Annotated in this window: 15 protein-coding genes; 12 read left to right on the top strand and 3 right to left on the bottom strand. The window is 53.1% G+C overall.

Annotated elements, in window-relative coordinates:
* Positions 1-175 precede the first annotated feature (175 nt).
* The 4 genes from PHF27_RS08565 (at position 176) to PHF27_RS08550 (ending at position 4,222) form a co-directional block, all read left to right on the top strand.
* On the top strand, positions 176-973 hold the full coding sequence (locus PHF27_RS08565) for a hypothetical protein (RefSeq protein WP_300068556.1): 798 nt from the start codon (positions 176-178) through the stop codon (positions 971-973).
* Between the two features lie 186 nt (positions 974-1,159).
* A complete protein-coding gene (locus PHF27_RS08560) occupies positions 1,160-2,188 on the top strand; it encodes a TIM barrel protein (protein WP_300068553.1) in 1,029 nt (342 codons plus the stop codon).
* Between the two features lie 31 nt (positions 2,189-2,219).
* A complete protein-coding gene (locus PHF27_RS08555) occupies positions 2,220-2,804 on the top strand; it encodes a class I SAM-dependent methyltransferase (protein ID WP_300068550.1) in 585 nt (194 codons plus the stop codon).
* A gap of 350 nt (positions 2,805-3,154) precedes the next feature.
* Entirely contained in the window at positions 3,155-4,222 is a 1,068-nt protein-coding gene (locus tag PHF27_RS08550) for a Glu/Leu/Phe/Val dehydrogenase dimerization domain-containing protein (protein WP_300068547.1), read from the top strand.
* A 65-nt stretch (positions 4,223-4,287) separates the two neighbouring features.
* On the opposite strand, the gene PHF27_RS08545 is transcribed toward PHF27_RS08550, so the two are convergent.
* Positions 4,288-6,480, bottom strand: a complete 2,193-nt coding sequence (locus PHF27_RS08545; protein WP_300068544.1) for a diguanylate cyclase — start codon at positions 6,478-6,480, stop codon at positions 4,288-4,290.
* Positions 6,481-6,700: 220 nt separating this feature from the next.
* Here PHF27_RS08545 and cobO point away from each other — a divergent pair, with 220 nt between their 5' ends.
* Positions 6,701-7,240 carry a cob(I)yrinic acid a,c-diamide adenosyltransferase gene (gene cobO, locus PHF27_RS08540; protein WP_300068559.1) on the top strand — a complete coding sequence of 180 codons (540 nt, stop codon included), beginning with the start codon at positions 6,701-6,703 and terminating at the stop codon, positions 7,238-7,240.
* A 326-nt stretch (positions 7,241-7,566) separates the two neighbouring features.
* On the opposite strand, the gene PHF27_RS08535 is transcribed toward cobO, so the two are convergent.
* Entirely contained in the window at positions 7,567-9,717 is a 2,151-nt protein-coding gene (locus PHF27_RS08535) for a cell division FtsA domain-containing protein (protein ID WP_300068542.1), read from the bottom strand.
* 278 nt (positions 9,718-9,995) lie between these two features.
* On the opposite strand from PHF27_RS08535, the gene PHF27_RS08530 reads away from it, so the two are divergent.
* The 4 genes from PHF27_RS08530 to PHF27_RS08515 all read left to right on the top strand — a co-directional run bounded on the left by PHF27_RS08530 (position 9,996) and on the right by PHF27_RS08515 (position 13,682).
* Positions 9,996-10,871: a DegV family protein gene (locus tag PHF27_RS08530; protein WP_300068540.1), complete on the top strand. Its 876-nt coding sequence runs from the start codon at positions 9,996-9,998 to the stop codon at positions 10,869-10,871.
* Positions 10,855-12,456: a DAK2 domain-containing protein gene (locus PHF27_RS08525; protein WP_300068539.1), complete on the top strand. Its 1,602-nt coding sequence runs from the start codon at positions 10,855-10,857 to the stop codon at positions 12,454-12,456. The genes PHF27_RS08530 and PHF27_RS08525 overlap by 17 nt, the downstream gene beginning before the upstream one ends.
* Before the next feature lies 1 nt (position 12,457).
* Positions 12,458-13,000: a cyclodeaminase/cyclohydrolase family protein gene (locus tag PHF27_RS08520; RefSeq protein ID WP_300068536.1), complete on the top strand. Its 543-nt coding sequence runs from the start codon at positions 12,458-12,460 to the stop codon at positions 12,998-13,000.
* A gap of 61 nt (positions 13,001-13,061) precedes the next feature.
* Positions 13,062-13,682, top strand: coding sequence for a LysE family transporter (locus tag PHF27_RS08515; RefSeq protein ID WP_300068533.1), 621 nt, complete (start codon positions 13,062-13,064; stop codon positions 13,680-13,682).
* Between the two features lie 43 nt (positions 13,683-13,725).
* Here PHF27_RS08515 and PHF27_RS08510 read toward each other — a convergent pair whose 3' ends face one another.
* Positions 13,726-14,112, bottom strand: a complete 387-nt coding sequence (locus tag PHF27_RS08510; protein WP_300068531.1) for an Asp23/Gls24 family envelope stress response protein — start codon at positions 14,110-14,112, stop codon at positions 13,726-13,728.
* A 182-nt stretch (positions 14,113-14,294) separates the two neighbouring features.
* Here PHF27_RS08510 and PHF27_RS08505 point away from each other — a divergent pair, with 182 nt between their 5' ends.
* From PHF27_RS08505 to PHF27_RS08495, 3 genes are read left to right on the top strand one after another with little or no spacing between them, the layout of a single operon-like run.
* Positions 14,295-14,897, top strand: coding sequence for a hypothetical protein (locus PHF27_RS08505; RefSeq protein WP_300068528.1), 603 nt, complete (start codon positions 14,295-14,297; stop codon positions 14,895-14,897).
* A 6-nt stretch (positions 14,898-14,903) separates the two neighbouring features.
* The gene (locus PHF27_RS08500) at positions 14,904-15,935 is read left to right on the top strand and encodes an inorganic phosphate transporter (RefSeq protein ID WP_300068525.1); all 1,032 of its coding nucleotides are present in this window, start codon (positions 14,904-14,906) and stop codon (positions 15,933-15,935) included.
* Between the two features lie 11 nt (positions 15,936-15,946).
* Complete coding sequence (locus tag PHF27_RS08495; RefSeq protein ID WP_300068522.1) at positions 15,947-16,570, top strand: hypothetical protein; 624 nt, start codon at positions 15,947-15,949, stop codon at positions 16,568-16,570.
* The last annotated feature ends 166 nt before the right edge of the window (positions 16,571-16,736 follow it).

The following is a 16,736-nucleotide window of genomic DNA, read 5'->3' as shown; positions in this document are numbered from 1 at the left end:
TGATGGCTTGAACACTCATCAGTATAGCAGCTGGTGAATTTCTTTTTGTTTAACTTTTTATCTCCACCCGTTTAACGGGTGGTTTTTTGTTTCCGACGTTCCGTCGTCAACACGCTGAAGCGCATAAAAAGATACGGCCGAGGGTGCCGATGATGTTGCCGGGACGATGAGTTCCGTGCGTTTAAAAGGGGAAGCGGATCTGGGAAAAGGATGGTCCTTGTATGCTCGCTTTGGGGCGCAGCATGCTACCCAGCCAGGGCTGGCGGATTACAACACGGATTCCGCCGTATACGGCGATAAAAAATCCGTAATGACCATTGATCAATTCGGCTTTACGCGTCAAGCGGGGGATATGCTGCTGAAAATAGGGCGTCAAGATGTGACCGTGGGTACGACGGCTCTTTTGTATAGCCGTTCGGAATCGAACATAGGCAAACGCGCTTTTGTAGATGGTATAACGGCGACTGGAACCATGGGCGAGGTGGATGTTACAGCTGCTTTTGTTCAGGAAGATGATGCTGGAGAGCAGGATAATCGAGTTTACGCCATTCGTACGGGCTTTCAAAAAGAGAAACCCTTTCAATGGGGCATGACGTTGGGCCGTTACCAAGATAGCTCGGCAGGCAGCACCAATCATTGGGCGCTTGATGGGACGTATACGGCTGGAAAGCATACGTGGACGGCGGAATATACGCAGTCTAACCGCAGCAACGATAATCGGGCGTATGCGGTAACTTGGGAGTATGGTTTCGACGATAAGACCGCGGTGTATCTTACCGGTTTCCGGGTGGAAACAAACGGAGATATGGGACAACAAAGCGATTTTGACAACAACAATCGCGGTTTATACTATGGAATTAAACATCAGCTAAGCAAAAATAACTCTTTGGAGCTGGTTTACAAAGACCAAAAAGCGCTTGATAGCGGGCAAAAAAATACCAAATTAGAAGCTACTTTTACGCAGAGCTTTTAACCCTTGCAGGCAAAAAGCCAAGACTAGTTGGGACCTCCCAGCGGCTCTTGGCTTTTTTGATATGCCAGATTATAACTATGTAAATTCCCATCCTATCGTTACCTTATACTGTGCGTTGACTTTTAAAACTTATTTTGCTAAGGTTATAACGATAATTACGCAGGCGCTTTTAGAGAGGAGACCGGCATGCTGCAGCTGATTAACACTTCCAGCTATGTTGACGATTGTGCAATGTGGCGCAGTTGGGGCGGCGGTCTGGAAGGATTCCTGGCGGACCATGGCTTAGATGGGGTTGAGGCCTATTTGGGCGATGACTGGGACGAGGCGCAGCTGTCTGCACGGCATATTTGCGGGGTGCATTTGCGCTTTTGGCCGGCATGGCTTGATTTCTGGCGTGGCGACGAAGCGGAAGTGCTGCGGCAGTTTGGCAGCTGGGAAAATGCCAGGCTGTATTACGGTGCAGATACTCCAACAGGGTGGCTGGCGGTTTGGCGGCGCAATTTGGCGCAGGCCGTAGCCGCAGGCGCTCGTTATGTCGTTCTTCATGTGGCCCATGTGCGACAGGAAGAAACCGGTCATTGGCGCTTTTCCGCTAGCGATGAAGAGGTTGTAACTGCAACGCTGGAGTTGGTGCGCTTATTGGTGCAGGAACTGCCTGCGTCGGTAGCTCTTTTATTCGAAAATCTTTGGTGGCCCGGCTTGCGGCTGACCCAGCCGCGTATGGCGGCATTGCTCTTTGATGGTTTAGGGCGGGCTAATGCTGGCATTATGCTGGATACAGGCCATTTAATGAATACTTGCCAAGAACTGCGCAACGAGCAAGAAGCAGTCGATTATGTGCTGCGTACCGTTGACGCGCTGGGAATCTATGCATCCCGGGTGAGAGGGCTGCATTTGCATGTATCCTTGTCTGGCGAGTATGTGCGTCACAGTAGACGCCGGGATATGAAAGTCAGCGATGTGGAAACCCTCTGGAAGCACGTGTCGGCCATTGATCAGCATCAGCCTTTTGGCAGCAAAGAAGCCGCACGGCTGGTGCAGCGCATTGGTCCGGCGTATACGGTGCACGAGTTTATCTATTCATCATTAGAAGAAGTATCGAAGAAAGTAACTTGCCAGCAAGCGGCTTTAGCCGCTGGCGGCTTGGGCGAACTTCCCTGGAAGCAGCGGGGTTGGTCGGCTCGAATGCGAGCGTCCGGCGCCGGGGTGCGTTAAATGATAGTTAGAGGCTTTGAGGAGCAAATTGATGAATCACCGGGAATTTTTTAATCGAATGGCCCCGCAGTGGGATGAACAAGTGCGTCATGACGCCTGCAAGCTGTCGCGTATTGTGACGGCGTTGTCTTTGCAGCCGGGAGAGCGCGTGCTGGATATTGGCACAGGTACAGGAGTTATGCTGCCGTATTTGCGGCAGGCCTTGGGCATGCTGGGGGAGCTGACGGCCATTGACGTGGCGGAGGAAATGCTGGCCCGGGCTAGGGCGAAACACAGTGAATTGGCCTTGTTTTTGCAGGCGGACGCTTCCTTGCTGCCGCAGGCGGAAAACAGTGTGGATGCGATCCTTTGTTATTCCGTATTTCCGCATTTTGAACAGCCGCAGGCGGTGTTGAGCGAATTTGCCAGAGTGCTTCGCGCCGGCGGGCGCTTGGTGGTGGCCCATGGCGAAAGCCGGGCGGCCATTAATGCGCTGCATGAAGGCTTGGAGACGGTGGCGCAAGACGTGTTGCCCGAAGCGGCGGTGCTGCGTGCCTGGGGCGAAGAAGCCGGCTTTATTGTCGAAGTAGTAGCCGATGATGAGGAACTTTTTATCCTTTTTTTCCGTAAAGAATAACAGAAGAATTATAAGATAAGCCGGAGATTTTGAACAAGAGAACCAGAGTCAAGAGAGGGCATGAAGGAGGATTTTCTTCTTCCGTAGTGCCCTCGTTTTTGCGTTCTGCGGACTTGCTTCAAAAAGTATCAAATACAATCACGGCCACCGTAGCCTCATTCGTTCCCTCACTTTACTCCCTCTCCTCTTGTTAAAAACCGTACCTCGTACCCTCCGGTTCTCCGATTCTCTTGTTCAATCCTATCCCGTCGAGCTTTCCTATTACTCTTGTTCAAAAAAGGAATTTGCCTTGTCGTTGTCCAATATAGAACTAACAGTATTTTCCGACGTTTCATGAAGGGGGCGGGATTATGCAGATTTTCGGTAAAATGGCGCGCGGCCAGTATGAACAGCTTGTGTTTTGTCATGAGCCCCAATCCGGCTTGAAAGCCATTATTTGTATTCACGACACAACCTTGGGGCCAGGGCTGGGCGGCACGCGCATGTGGCCGTATGAGCACGAAGAAGACGCGATTCAGGATGCCCTGCGTCTGGCAAGGGGCATGACGTATAAGAATGCCGCTGCGGGCTTGAATTTGGGAGGCGCTAAGGCCGTCATTATTGGCGATCCGGCAAAAGACAAGAGCGAAGCCTTGTGGCGGGCGTTTGGCAGGTTTGTACAGACCTTAGGAGGGCGATATATTACGGCGGAAGATGTGGGAACCTCTCCGGCGGATATGGAATTTATTCACATGGAAACGAATTCGGTAGTAGGTCTCAAGAGTCGCGGTTCCAGCGGTGATCCTTCGCCGTTGACGGCGTTGGGCGTTTACCGGGGGATGCTGGCCTGCGCTAAAGAGATTTGGGGTCAAGAAAGCCTGCGCGGCAAGACCGTGGCCGTGCAAGGGCTGGGGCATGTAGGGGCGGCGCTATGCGATATTTTGCATAAGGAAGGCTGCCAATTAGTTGTAAGCGATGTGAAGGAAGAGCGGGTTCGGGGTGTTGTCGAAAAGACCGGGGCCCAAGCAGTGGCGGCGGAAGTTATTTATGATGTAGATTGTGATATTTTTGCTCCCTGCGCTCTTGGCGGCGTTTTAAACGAACGGACCATAGAACGTCTGCGCTGCCGGGTGGTGGCGGGAGCTGCCAATAATCAGCTGCAGGAAGCGCACCATGGCGAGCTATTGCAGCAGAAGGGCATTTTATATGCTCCGGATTTTATCATCAATGCCGGCGGCGTCATTAATGTTTACGACGAGCTGCAGCCAGGCGGCTATCATCGGGACCGAGCTACGCGCCGTGTGGAAACCATTTATGAAAATATGGGGCGTGTTTTGGCGATGGCTCGTAAAGAAAAATTGCCGCCTCACAAGGCGGCGGAACGGGTGGCAGAGGAACGTTTGCGCCAGATGCGCAACTTGTTGAAGCTGCGCTGTTAAGCGGGCAAATCTTAAAAGCCACCGACAGCTAAGCGCTGTCGGTGGCTTTTTTAGCTGTGTGTTCTTCAATGGGGTTCTGTATCGCGATGTTTGTTGGCGTACATTTGTTGGTCCGCTTGCTGGATCAGCTGTTGAGGATTTAAAGAGCCAGCTGCATCGTAGGAGGAGCCGACCGATAGACCGAAATGGCCATAATTCCAACGATGGCTGACCTTTTTAGCTTCCTCAAGAAGGTTCTGGCACTTTTGAGAGATAAGTTCCTGGTTGACGTGAGGGAGCAGGATCAGAAACTCATCGCCGCCAAAGCGGATGATCACATCATCTTGGCGGAAGCAGCGACGCAGAATAGACGCCGCTTCCATAATGGCTAAATCGCCGGCGGCATGTCCTAAGGAGTCATTTGTTTTTTTCAAGCGATCCAGGTCGCAGAGAATGACTCCCAGAGAAAATGGGGCGGGAGCGCTTTTCATTTTTGCGAGCATATCTTCTAAATAAGCGCGATTGCCCAGACCTGTGAGAGCATCATGGAACCCCAGGTAGCGTAAGCGTTCTTCCTTAGCGAGCTGCGCGGAAACGTCGCGAGCTACAAAGAGAATGATGCAATGCTCTAGACTGCGCGAGGTAGAGCCGCTTCGCTCTAGGTATATCTGAGAGCCGTCTTTGTGTAAATATACTTTGGTCTCGCGGGGGATGGGGCCGTCATTAGGAATCGTAGTGTAAAAATGTTCCATTTCACTGGTAGGATGCACAGTAGTATCAATGAAAGAGAGAATAGGCTTGCCGAGGATTTCCTGGCGAGTATAGCCAAGAAGCTGAGCAAACTGATCATTGGCGTCTATAATGATTTTAGTATCCCGATCAACTTGGAAGACGGCGTCAGGCAGCAAGGCGAGCAGTTGTTCATAGCGACTTTGGCTTTCTTGCAGTTCGGATTCGGCTTGGCTGCGCTCTTGGGTTTCCTTGGCCAAAGAGGCGGCTAACGAGGTGCTGCGAATGCTTGCTGCGGCGAGGTCGGCCAAATGTTTAGCCGCTTGTATTTCTTCCGGAGAAAATTGCTGGCTAGAAGCAGAGGCGAAAAAGAGCAAGGCTCCTATGGTGCTCTCTTCCAGACGAAGTGGCACGGCTAGGGCTGCGCCTAACGCAGAAAGGGCGGGATGTCGTTTGGGCCAAGTCGTGTAGTTTTCAATGTAAATGGCGTCTTGGCTTTGCAGAATCAATTGCGTCAAACCGCAGGCATCCGAAGAGGTTTGTCCTTCCAGAAACTGTAGCTTGCCGTGAGAAGCCATAAAGGTAGGCACAGAAAGTCCGGACTTTTTTTCGTCTAACACAAGCAGGCTGTCGGCGACGCCCATGAACGCAGTCGCTTTGTCTAAAATAATATCCAAAAGTTCATGCGGTGCATAGGGCTTCAGAAGGCCCAACGCTACTTCGTGCAAATCCGCCAGCAAGCGGTTGCGCAAAAGCAGACGTTCTTCGGCAAGACGTTTTTCGTGGATATCTCGGAGCGTGCCGAGAATGTGCAAGGGCTGTCCGGTTTCGTTGCGAAAAACTAAGCCGCGGCTGCGAACCCAGCGCCAGGTCCCATCTTTGGCCAGCATGCGATAGTCGCAATGAAAATAAGGCCGTCTGTTTGTCAGGTGCTCTGCAAGCTGTTGATAAAAACGGGAGTGGTCTGCTGGATGAATGTATTGCCGCATAGTATCTAAATCGATAGCTAATTCGCCAGGCGCGTAGCCGAGCAGCGTTTGGCTGCGGCGGGATAAGTAGCCTTGCTGGAGTTGTAGATCCCACTCCCAGAACCCGTCTTCGGAGGTAGTGGAAATAAGTTTCCATTGCTCTTCGCGGTGGGCAAGGCGTTCTTGCAGGCGGCGTTCTTCCGTGAGATTCAACAAAAATAAGCAAATCGAGTCGCTGCCTTCAGGACGTACGACAGAGGTTTGGAAAAAAGAAAGTTCTTGAGGCTGGAGTTCAAGGCGAAGCTCACAATGCAAGGGGATGCCTGGAGCTTGGAACGCGGCGGCGAGAATGTGCAGCAGCGGGCGGCGGTCTTGGGAACATACTAATTGCCAAAGGCGGCTGCGGCTTTGAAGAAGGCCATAGGCATGGAGCTGTTCTTGTAAATTGCGGTTAACCCAAAGTCGGTTTTTGGTTAGTACGAGGGCATTGGCAGGCGTTGCGTGCAAGAGTTGACGGTATAAAAGAGGAATTTCGAAGGCTGAAGAATTTTTTGCGTTGGAAGCATAGGACGAAAAGCTCATAATAGTCTCCTTAGACCGCGAAAAACAGGACAAAATATATATGTTTTATTCGGCTTTAAGGACTGGAATCCTGCTGGAAGTTGCTGCCTTTTTGTGAAAAATAGCAAGGACTTTGGGCAATTGCAATTTGGCATGTACATCCGTGAAAAATCATGGGAAAATATATAGCAAGATGTTCTTTGAGCATGGGTGTGATTGAAAGAGAGAATGGGGGGGCATGATGAAGGAACGGCAAGGTTTGGTGATGGTGCATACCGGCAATGGCAAAGGCAAGACGACGGCGGCGTTGGGACTGGCTTTTCGCGCTTGGGGTCAAGGACTGCGCATTTTGGTGCTGCAATTCATTAAAGGAAACTGGAAATACGGCGAGCTTAAGACGGCGGAAGCCTTAGCGCCGCGGCTGATTATCCGTCCTTTGGGAGAAGGATTTGTACAGCGGACGCAAGAGCAGCGCGAGGAAAAAGAAGCCCATCAAGCGGCTGCGGCGGAGGCGTTGAAGGAAGCGAAAGACGCCCTGACGTCAGGGGAATGGGACATGGTTATTTTGGATGAGATCAATTACGCGGTTCACTTTGGCCTTGTCTCTGTGGAACAGGTGCTGGATTTGGTGGAAGCCAAACCTCCGACAGTGCATTTGGTTTTGACTGGCCGCAACGCCCGGGAGGAATTGATCGAAAAAGCCGACTTGGTAACGGAAATGCGAGAAATCAAGCATCCCTATCAAAAAGGAATCAAAGCTCAGCAAGGCATTGAATTTTAGAAAGAGACCAGGGGATAAACACAGAAAATGATATTTTAAACAAGAGTACGACGGCGCCGGACGCGCCTAGGGTCGGTTGTGACATGGATGGCGTAGCAACCGACGTCCACTGTTTAATCGGAGGGAACAACCGAGGGCTACGGAGATATGAATATATGAAAAATGACCGTCTAAGTAGCCATTTTGACTGCTTAGACGGTCATTTTATAGAGTGAACTGGGAATTTGCTCGTACCCTCCCTCTACTCACTCTACTCCTGTTAAATAAAAATCCCTCAGTCGTACCCTCACGTGACTCCGGTTCTCCTGTTCAATCCTGTTTCACACTTACAGCTTGCTTGTAGGCAGCGGTTCGCTTTCAATGCGGATGGCATCGCCGTTTTTGACAGGCGTAGTGAGCTCCGCTTCGCAGTTGTTGCACAAAATGTTGATTTTCCCCAACGGCAGCTTCATGGCGTCAAATTCCGCCGCTAAGAGGACGTCGCTGATGATGGGGGTGAGCGCTTCAGTCAGCTGGAATTCAATATGGCTACCGTCGGGAGCGTCTTCGCCCGGTTGAGCCGCACGGCCGTCCACATGAAGACGCAGGCGGCAGGTGGGAACCTTGCAGGCAGCGCCGTTAAACTGCACTTGGATGTGAGTAGAAGTATCGCGAAGCCCCAGGACGTCCTCCAGCTTAGGCGTCTGTTTGGCGACTATACGGATAACGGCGCCGTCGGATACTTGGGTCTCCAACGTGGCTGCGTCTGGACCGACGAAAAATTCCGGCCAGACCGTGTAGGTGCGTTCCTGGCCGTTGATGAAATAGCGAAAATGGAAGTCGTTTTCTTCATGACCGGCTTGTTTTAGTACCTGACGCAGGGTGGGCGGGAACGAATAGGCGACGACATCCCGGTCTTTGAGCACGGTCTGTACGGAAGCCGGTTCTTGATTGATGGTGACAACCGGTTGGAAAATATGGCTCCGTCCGTTGATGCTGCAGGATAACTCGGAGGGCAAATCAGCCAAGTCCGCCAGCGTGACCTGCGGCGTGGAGCCGATGGCGCCGGCAATGGCTGTCAAAGTATCTTCGTCATGCAGCAAATCCGAAACGGTGGCCGGTTGTCCGTTGAGCGCCAAGGTTCCCGGAGCGCCGGCGCTGCCGGGAAGAAAATGCTTTTGACCGTTGGCGGTAACCGTGATGCCCAGCCCTGGACGGCCTTTGAGGGCGCGGATATCGAAGCCGGCTACAAGCAAAGCGTCGGCGACGGTCAGCTGTCCCAGGTTGAAAAGGCGCAGAGGCCGATCGTTTAAAGTTACATGTACGAAATGCAGCAAATTGCCGGAAGCCAGCTTGAGAATGCCCAAGGGGGTAATCGCATCCGGCGCATGCAGCGCTTCGGGAATGTCCATGATTTCCTGGACCATGTCGGGCCGCCGAATGGCGACGCGGGCTGGCGGCATGTTCAGGGCTTGCGCCAGCGCTTGCGGCAGTTGAGGGGTCAGCGAGCCGCCGCCTACGAGCAGTACGGCTTGCGGCGGTTCAGCATTCAGTTCTAATATTTGAGCGGCAATATCGTTAGCCAGCTGGGTGACCTGCGGCAAAATAGCCTCGGTGATTTGGGCGGACGGCAGTACCTGTTCTAAGCCCAAAATATCCTGGAAACGAACTTCTTTTTGTTCGTTTAAGGAACGCTTGACTTCTTCAGCGACATTGAAATCAAGCAAGTATTGTTGGGAGATGGCTTCGGTGATTTCATCTCCTGCCGAAGGAACCATGCCATAACCGATAACTGTGCCGTCTCGGGTGATGGCAACGTCCGAGGTACCGGCGCCGACATCGACAAGGGTAAGATTAAGATGGCGCATGGTAGGCGGAATCAAAACATTGATGGCGGCGATAGGCTCCAGCGTAAGGGTGGCAATTTCCATGCCCGCCTGCTGTACGGCGGTCTGCATCGAATCGATAACTTGGCGAGGCAGGAAGGTGGCGATAAGCTCTACGCGGGCGTTCTTGCCGGTTTGTCCGACCAAAGAAGACAGCTGGGTGTCGTCCAAACTGTAATGCAGGACGCTGTAACCGACGCAATAGTAGTCCGTGGGATCTTTGACGGTTTTTGAGGTGGATAATTGCTGCTGCGCCGTTTGGATGGCGGCGAGTTCCAAGGTCCGCACGTCATCTGTGCTGAGCGGGCCTTTAAGATTGGTCTCAATTTCGGCTTCCGAGCGGATGGTGCACAAAGCGCGTCCGGCAGCTGCGATGGACACTTGCGTCAACGTGCCGTAGCTTTCTTCCAGACGTTCTTTGACGGAAGCCAAAATGCGGCTTACTTCCTGCACGTCATGGATTTGACCGTCCATCATGGAACGTGTGTGATGTTCCTGGCGTTCATACCCCAAAATGCGTGTGTGGAGGCCTTCACGTTCGCCTACCAGACCGACGACGCTGCGTGTGCCGATGTCTAGAGCGAAAAGTCTGGGCCGTTCCTTATTTTCCATGAAACCATCCTCCGCTTTTTGTTATAGGCTGCTGCGCTGCAAGGCGACAGGCCAGTGCTCCCATGAATTGGGAGATGTTTTTCCAGTGTGATTTTGTTACAATAATAAAAGGAAGATCTTGCGCGGCCACGCTAAAATAAGGCAGCGTTGCGGCAAGACTGTCTTTCTATCAGTATACGCGAGGTTGCGCGGCTTTTCCAGTTGTTTTCAGAAAAGAATGCAAGGTAGCCGGAAGCGCCGGGCTATAGGATTGTAGGAGCTGAAAGGACGTTGCAGATATGGGTAATACACAGCTACAAGTGGTAATTGACAGTACGGCGATGGTCGATAAGGAATGGTTGGGGCAGCATGAAAATTTGCATGTGGTACCCTTGTCAGTGCGAATCGGAGAGCAGGAGTGGCTGGATACAGATATAAGCGGCGCGGAGTTGTTCCAAAGAGCCAGTGCGGCGAAGGAAATGCCGAAGACGTCGCAGCCGGCGCAGGGGCAGTTTATCCAATTGTTTCAAGAATTGACCGCCCAAGGGCAGGAAGTGGTTTGTATTCTTTTGTCCGGAGGCTTGAGCGGTACCGCCAGTACGGCGCGCATGGCCGCAGCCCAGGTGGACCCCAGACTCATTAGGGTCATTGATTCCGGCACGACGGCTCTTGGCTTGGTGCAGATGGCTAAAGCCGCGTTAGAAGCGGCAGAGGCGGGGAAAAGCTTGGCCGATGTGGTGCGTCTCTTGGACGCCATGGTGCGGCGCACGCATACCGTGTTTATTCCAGGAACGTTGGAATACTTACATAAAGGAGGCCGGATTGGCGGTGCGGCCAGGTTGTTCGGCGGTATTTTGCAGCTGCGGCCTCTTTTATATCTCCAAAACGGCAAAGTACAGGTTTTAGACAAGGTGCGTACGCAAAAACGGGCCCTCGAGCGGGCCATGCAGGACATTCGGATTTTAAAGCGGCCGGCTTATGTTGGCGTGGGTCATGTGGATAATCAGGAATTGGCGGTTCAGACGGCGGCGCAGGTGAAAGAGGCCCAGCCGGAAGCGCAAGTGGAAGTGTTTTTAATCAGTCCGGTCATTGGCGCGCATACCGGACCAGGGCTGATTGGCTTTATTTATCAAGAGAACTTGGAGGAGGCGCCAGCGCATGACGGGACGAATTAGCGGAGCTGATTTTCGGCGCATGATTCTGGGCGCCTATGACGCTTTTTTGCGCAACTACGAAGAAATTAACAATTTGAATGTATTTCCGGTGCCGGACGGCGATACGGGAACGAATATGCTGCTGACGCTAGGGGCGGCGTCTAGAGGGCTTCAAGAAGCTGCGGACGGCGGTATTGGCACGTTGGCCAAACGGACGGCGGACAGTGCGATCATGGGCGCCAGAGGCAATTCCGGCGTTATCTTGGCGCAATTGTTTCGCGGCATCGCCCGCGGCTTGGCGGGGAAAGAAGAAGCTTCCTCTTGTGAAATCGGCAAGGCCTTTCAATACGGGGTTTTGTATGCCTATCGGGCAGTAGCGCAGCCTGTGGAAGGCACGATTTTGACGGTGGCCAAAGGCGTGGCGCGCGGCGCTAGGCGTGCGGTGAGAGAAGAGCGGTCTTTTAGCGAAGTGTTGGCGGCGGCGCTGCAGGTGGGGGAAGAGGAATTGGCTAAAACGCCGTTGCTCTTGAAAGCCTTGCGGGATGCCGGCGTTGTTGACGCCGGCGGCAAGGGACTGCTGGTTTTTCTGCAGGGCTGCGCCGAAGGCTTGCGCGGCGAAGTGACGGCGCCGGAAGGAAGTTCTTTCTTGCGCTTGACCCCTAAACCGTCCCTGAGCGGGGAGACGGCAAATCTAGCGCATCCGTATTGTACGGAGTTTTTAGTCAAGAAGAGCCGCGTCAGCGGCGGGGAAGCGCGTCAGGCTCTGCAAAACTTAGGCGAATCCCTGATCTTGGCGGAAGGGGACGAGCTCCTCAAGGTGCATATTCATACGGCGCATCCGGGACAGGTTTTGGAAATGGCACTGACCTGGGGCTCGTTGCATGACATCAAAATTGACAATATGGCGGACCAGCATCAAGAACGCCTGCATACGGCGGCGCGGCCGCAAGTGCCGCTGGCGGTGCTTGCGGTATCGCCGGGCGAAGGGTTGAGCGCCATGCTGCGTCAGCTGGGAGCTTCCGCCATTGTTAGCGGCGGGCAGACGATGAATCCCCCGGTGGAAGAATTTATCGCCGCCATTCACAGCGGCGATGCAGAGCGCTACATTATTCTGCCGAACAACAAGAATATTGTGCTGGCGGCCAAGCAAGTGAAAAAGTTGTTGGGCGACCGTGTGGAAGTGGTGCCGACAATTGACGTGCAGCAAGGGCTGGCGGCGCTGTTGGCTTTTCAGCCGGAGGCTTCGTTAGAAGACAATGTGGGCTGGATGGAAGCGCGGCGGCAAGAAGTTGTTTCCGGCAGCGTGACTAAAGCCGTGCGGGATAGCGTGGTGGACGGTCAGCCGGTTAAGGCCGGTCATTTTCTTGGGATCAAAGCAGGAAAAGTGGCGGCCCAAGGGGAATGTATCGCAAAGGTGCTTTTGACGTTGTTGCAGCAGCTGGTATCCGAGTCGGCTGAGGTGGCGACCTTGTATTACGGCAGTGAACTGACGGTCAGCGAGGCGGAGAAATTAGCGGCGCAAATGCGCGAAGCGTTCCCGGAGCTGACGGTAGAATTATATGACGGAGGCCAGCCCTTGTATCCGTTGCTGGTTAGTGTGGAATAAAATGAGCGATACACAAAACCGAGATTGGAGCCATGATTTGGCCTGGTCAGGCCCGCCGCCAGGAGGCGGCAGCGCTGCCGCCGCGGGGGCGGCCTTGGCGTTAGGGATTTTGATCATGCTGTCCCGTGCGGCTGCGGCAAAGACCGAGCAACTAGAAGCTTGGCGCAAGCAGGCGCTGGTAGTAGCGACAGCGGATGAAGCCGTACTGCAGCGTATTTTGCAGGTGTTTTCCAGCGGCGATGTCTTGGGACAAGCGGAAATTTTGGGGGCTGTGCAACCGTTGTTGCAGCTTCTGGATATAGCAGCGCAGGCGTTGGAGGCGGCAAGTAAGCTGAAGCCGCAGCTGGCGGCGCATATGCAGTGCGATTTGGAAGTAGCCATTTGGCAATTGGCGGCAGCTTTGCGCGGCGGCGCTGCGATTATTGCTTTGAATTTGTCTTTGCTTTCCGAGGCCGAAGAAAGAGATGCTTTGCAAAAGAAAGTAGATGTTGCCCTAGGCCGGGGTGAAGAGGCCTTGCAAGAATTGCAGCAAAAGCCGGACTAAGCGCTTAGAGGCGAAACGGAAGAAATGGATTTGAAACTTGCGGGAGGGGGATGCCGGAAACATGGAGTTAGCTTTGTTTCTAAAATCCATGCTTGTTGGTTTTTCCATGTCGGCGCCGGTGGGGCCCATTGCCGTACTATGCATTCGGCGAACCTTGGTTTTTGGGCGTCTAAGCGGTTTGGTCGCAGGCGTGGGAGCGGCGACCGCTGATTCCGTATACGCCATGCTGGCCGGCATGGGTATGACGTTGGTGGCGAATGTGCTGATGGAGTATCATACAGTGCTGCGCGCCTTGGGCGGCGTGGCTCTTTTGGGTATGGGCATTACTACTTGGCGCTCGGCAGTGAGTTGTATGCGTCTGCCTGGGGCGAGCAGCGGTTTTTGGAGCACCTATGTTTCAACGCTGCTCTTGACGCTGGCCAATCCGCTGACCTTGTTTTTGTTTGCCGCCGTTTTTGCCAGTGTCGGTATGGACCGCTTTACGCCGAACTACCAAACCGCGGTGTTGTTGGTGGGCGGCGTCTTTCTGGGAGCCGTGCTATGGTGGTTCCTTTTGAGCGGCCTTATTAATTGCCTGCGCGGTAAATTTACGCGGCATGTGCTGGAAGTGATTAACCGGATTTCCGGTGTTGTGTTGGCGCTGTTCGGCGTAGCCGCCTTGGTGAGTATTATCGTACAATAAAAGAAGCCTCTCCGCCTTAAGGGGCGAAGAGGCTTTTGCGTAACTAGGCTTTGGCGGCTTCCTGTTTTTCCGGCCGCACTAGGCGTTCTACATTGATATCGATTTTTTCTACGGTGTACCCTGTGAGGGACTCTACTTCTTTGACCATGGCATCCCGCAGTCGCTGGGTTACTTCGGGAATATTCACGCCATAGAGAAGCTCCACTTTTAATTCGAAGGAGACTTTGCCAGCCGAACCTTCCGCGTCTTCCGGTTGGTTTTTCTTTACCGTAATCTGCGGGGCGAAGCGTTCCGAGACGATTTGCGCCAAGCCTGCAACCGGACCTTTTTTGGAAGTGTCTGTGAACACCTCATTGACCTGCGTCATGGCATTGCGAGCGACTTCGGCGAAAACATCCTCATGAATAACGGTTTTTCCTGTCGGTTCCATAGAAAACCCTCCCTTGCGTTGAACTTTTGTATAGTTATAAACTTCGACGCTGGGGTGGCGTTTCCCTGTGAGACAAAAATATTTTCTCCTTGGAAAAAACTATTTTCCTGACAATCGGCTCATTTCCTCCCTATCGTCAGTAGGGTATAATAAACGTAACTGTGCAAACGAGGTGAAAGCGAATGAAACAATTTTTGAAAGTCTTGCTGCTGGCGGCGTTTTTATGGAACACGTCGGCTGTCGGCGGCGAGTGTGCTGTAGCGGAAGTGTCTGTAGACCCTATTGGCGTTATGAAAATAGCAACCGGGGTGCAGGCGGAGACTGCTAAGGAATTGGAGGCAGCTCAGCAGTATCCGGCCATTCAAGCGCAATATGATCTAACGATGCAGTCCGGTGATGTTTGGCACTATTCTCGCTTATTGATCTGCCGGGAAGAGAACAAGCTGGGCCAAGTAGCGGATATGCTGGCGGTGATGCCGCTGGATCCGGTGCTGGGCTTTTTTGCCGGACAAATCAAGGATCAAGTGAAAAGTACGCTGGAAGGAAACGGCATGCGGGTGCTGGATTTGGAGCCGGTTCGCAGCGCCAATTTGAAAGGGCGCAAGGCAGTGCTGCTCAAATGCCGGCTGATTGCGACGGAGCAGCTGCCCCTGCCTATGTATAGCGAGGTCTATGGCTTTGTCAGCAAAGGACATTTTACGGCGGTGGTTTTCCTCTGTCCGGACAGTGATCGCACGTTCTGGCAGCCGCAAACGGCGCAAATGATACAAACGCTGGGGAGATGATGCGTAGTGTGGGAACTCGTGTTGGCTTTGGTTGTCCTGGTGGCCTTTGTGTTTCTACTGACCAATGGGATGAATGACGCCAGCGCGGTGGTAGCTACGATGATTGCCTGCGGTGCGGCGACGCCGCTGCAGGCAGTGCTTTGGGCGGCCAGCGTGGGGCTTGTAGGGGCTATTTTCAGCGGCGCTGCGGTGGCGCAAACCATTATTGGTCTTCTTGACGTGCCGGTGAGCCATCAATTGCTGCTGGTCCTTTTAGCCGGTTTGACGGCGGCTATGCTTTGGAATCTTTTTACTTGGAAATTAGGCATCCCTTCAAGCTCGACGCATTCCTTGGTTGGCGGTCTGGTTGGCGGCGCTTGGGCGGCTTACGGCGCGTCCGCTGTTGTTTGGGGCTGGACCGAACTGTATATGGGAAATGCGGAGCTGGTGGGCGTGGCCAAAATCGTGGCTAGCCTTGTTATTTCACCAGTGTTGGGTTTTCTAGTGGCGTTTATCGTGCAAGTGGTCTTGTCCCTGGCGTTTCGCAGGGCTACCTTTTGGGTGAATAAACCGTTGAAACGCTCGCAATGGCTGCTAAGCGGCATTTTAGCTTACGGGCATGGAGCGAATGACGCGCAAAAAATGGTGGGCATTATCAGTTTGGCCTTGCTGGCGTCTGGCGTGCAGAGCAGTGTGGAGGGTGTGCCGACTTGGGTGAAGGTTGCCTGCGGTTTGATCATGTTCTTTGGCACGCTTTTTGGCGGTTGGTCCATTATGAAAACCCTAGGTACTGGAATCTTTACGCTGCGCCCCTTGCATAGCTTTAATTCCCAATTTTCCGCAGGCGCCTCGGTGGCGTTGGCTACGTTCGTAGGCGCGCCGGTCTCGACGACGCACATTGTCTCTGGAACGGTAATCGGCGCTGGAGCGGCGGACAATTATCGCATGGTGAATTGGGACGTAGGCAAGCATATGCTGGTTGCCTGGTGTGTGACCATTCCGGCGTCGGCTCTTTGCGCAGCAGGGGTATATCGGCTGCTGCAGTGGCTGACAAGATAAGGAGGAGCAAGATGGGAAGCAAGAAGCTATGGGATCGTCTAGTGCCGCCGAAATATGATTTTTACGGGCGCCTCAGCGAGCAGGCTCGGGTGACCTCGCAGGGCATTTCGGCCATGGTGGCTTGGCTGAGCGATCCGCAAATGCAGCATTTCGAGCGCTTCATGCATTCCAGCCGCGAAGCGGACTTGGTGCGGATGAAGTTGGAAGAAGAACTAGTAGAGGCGTTTACTACGCCTTTTGACCGTCAAGACATTTATACCTTTTCCGTGCGCATGGACCGCATTTTGGAATTATCCAAAGGGACGATTCAGTCCATGCAGGCTTTTGAAGTGAAACCGGACTTGATTATCTGCGAGCTGGCGTGGAACCTCAGTCGCGGCACCTACGAGCTATCTAGAGGCACCGGCCTTTTATCAAGCAACCCGCGCGAAGCCGAGGCTTGCGTAGAGGAAATGCGCCTAGCTTCTTTGGCGGTGGAATCGCGCTATCGCGATGCCATGTCCCAGCTCTTTAAAGCTGGCGATCCCATCGACGCTATGAAAAAGCGCGAAGTCTACCGGGGCTTCAAGGATGCCGCGGAATATATGGATTTGGTAGTCGACGTTTTCCATCGCATCATCTTTAGATTACATTAATGAGCTAAAAGGAACCAATGATACTAACAAGGAGTAGAGAGAGTGTTCTCATAAAGTTCTTAAATCCATCGAATAAAATTCCACAACTAAACCTTGGCACGGGCATTTTGAAAATCTAATCCAAAGCAAGTCCAATTATTCGAAAAATGGGTATAGCAAAGCTAAC

Origin of the sequence: Anaeromusa sp. (assembly GCF_028691475.1) — a bacterium.
In the GTDB taxonomy this organism is placed as follows: Bacteria; Bacillota; Negativicutes; order Anaeromusales; family Anaeromusaceae; genus Anaeromusa.
This window is presented reverse-complemented; position numbering and strand designations above follow the sequence as displayed.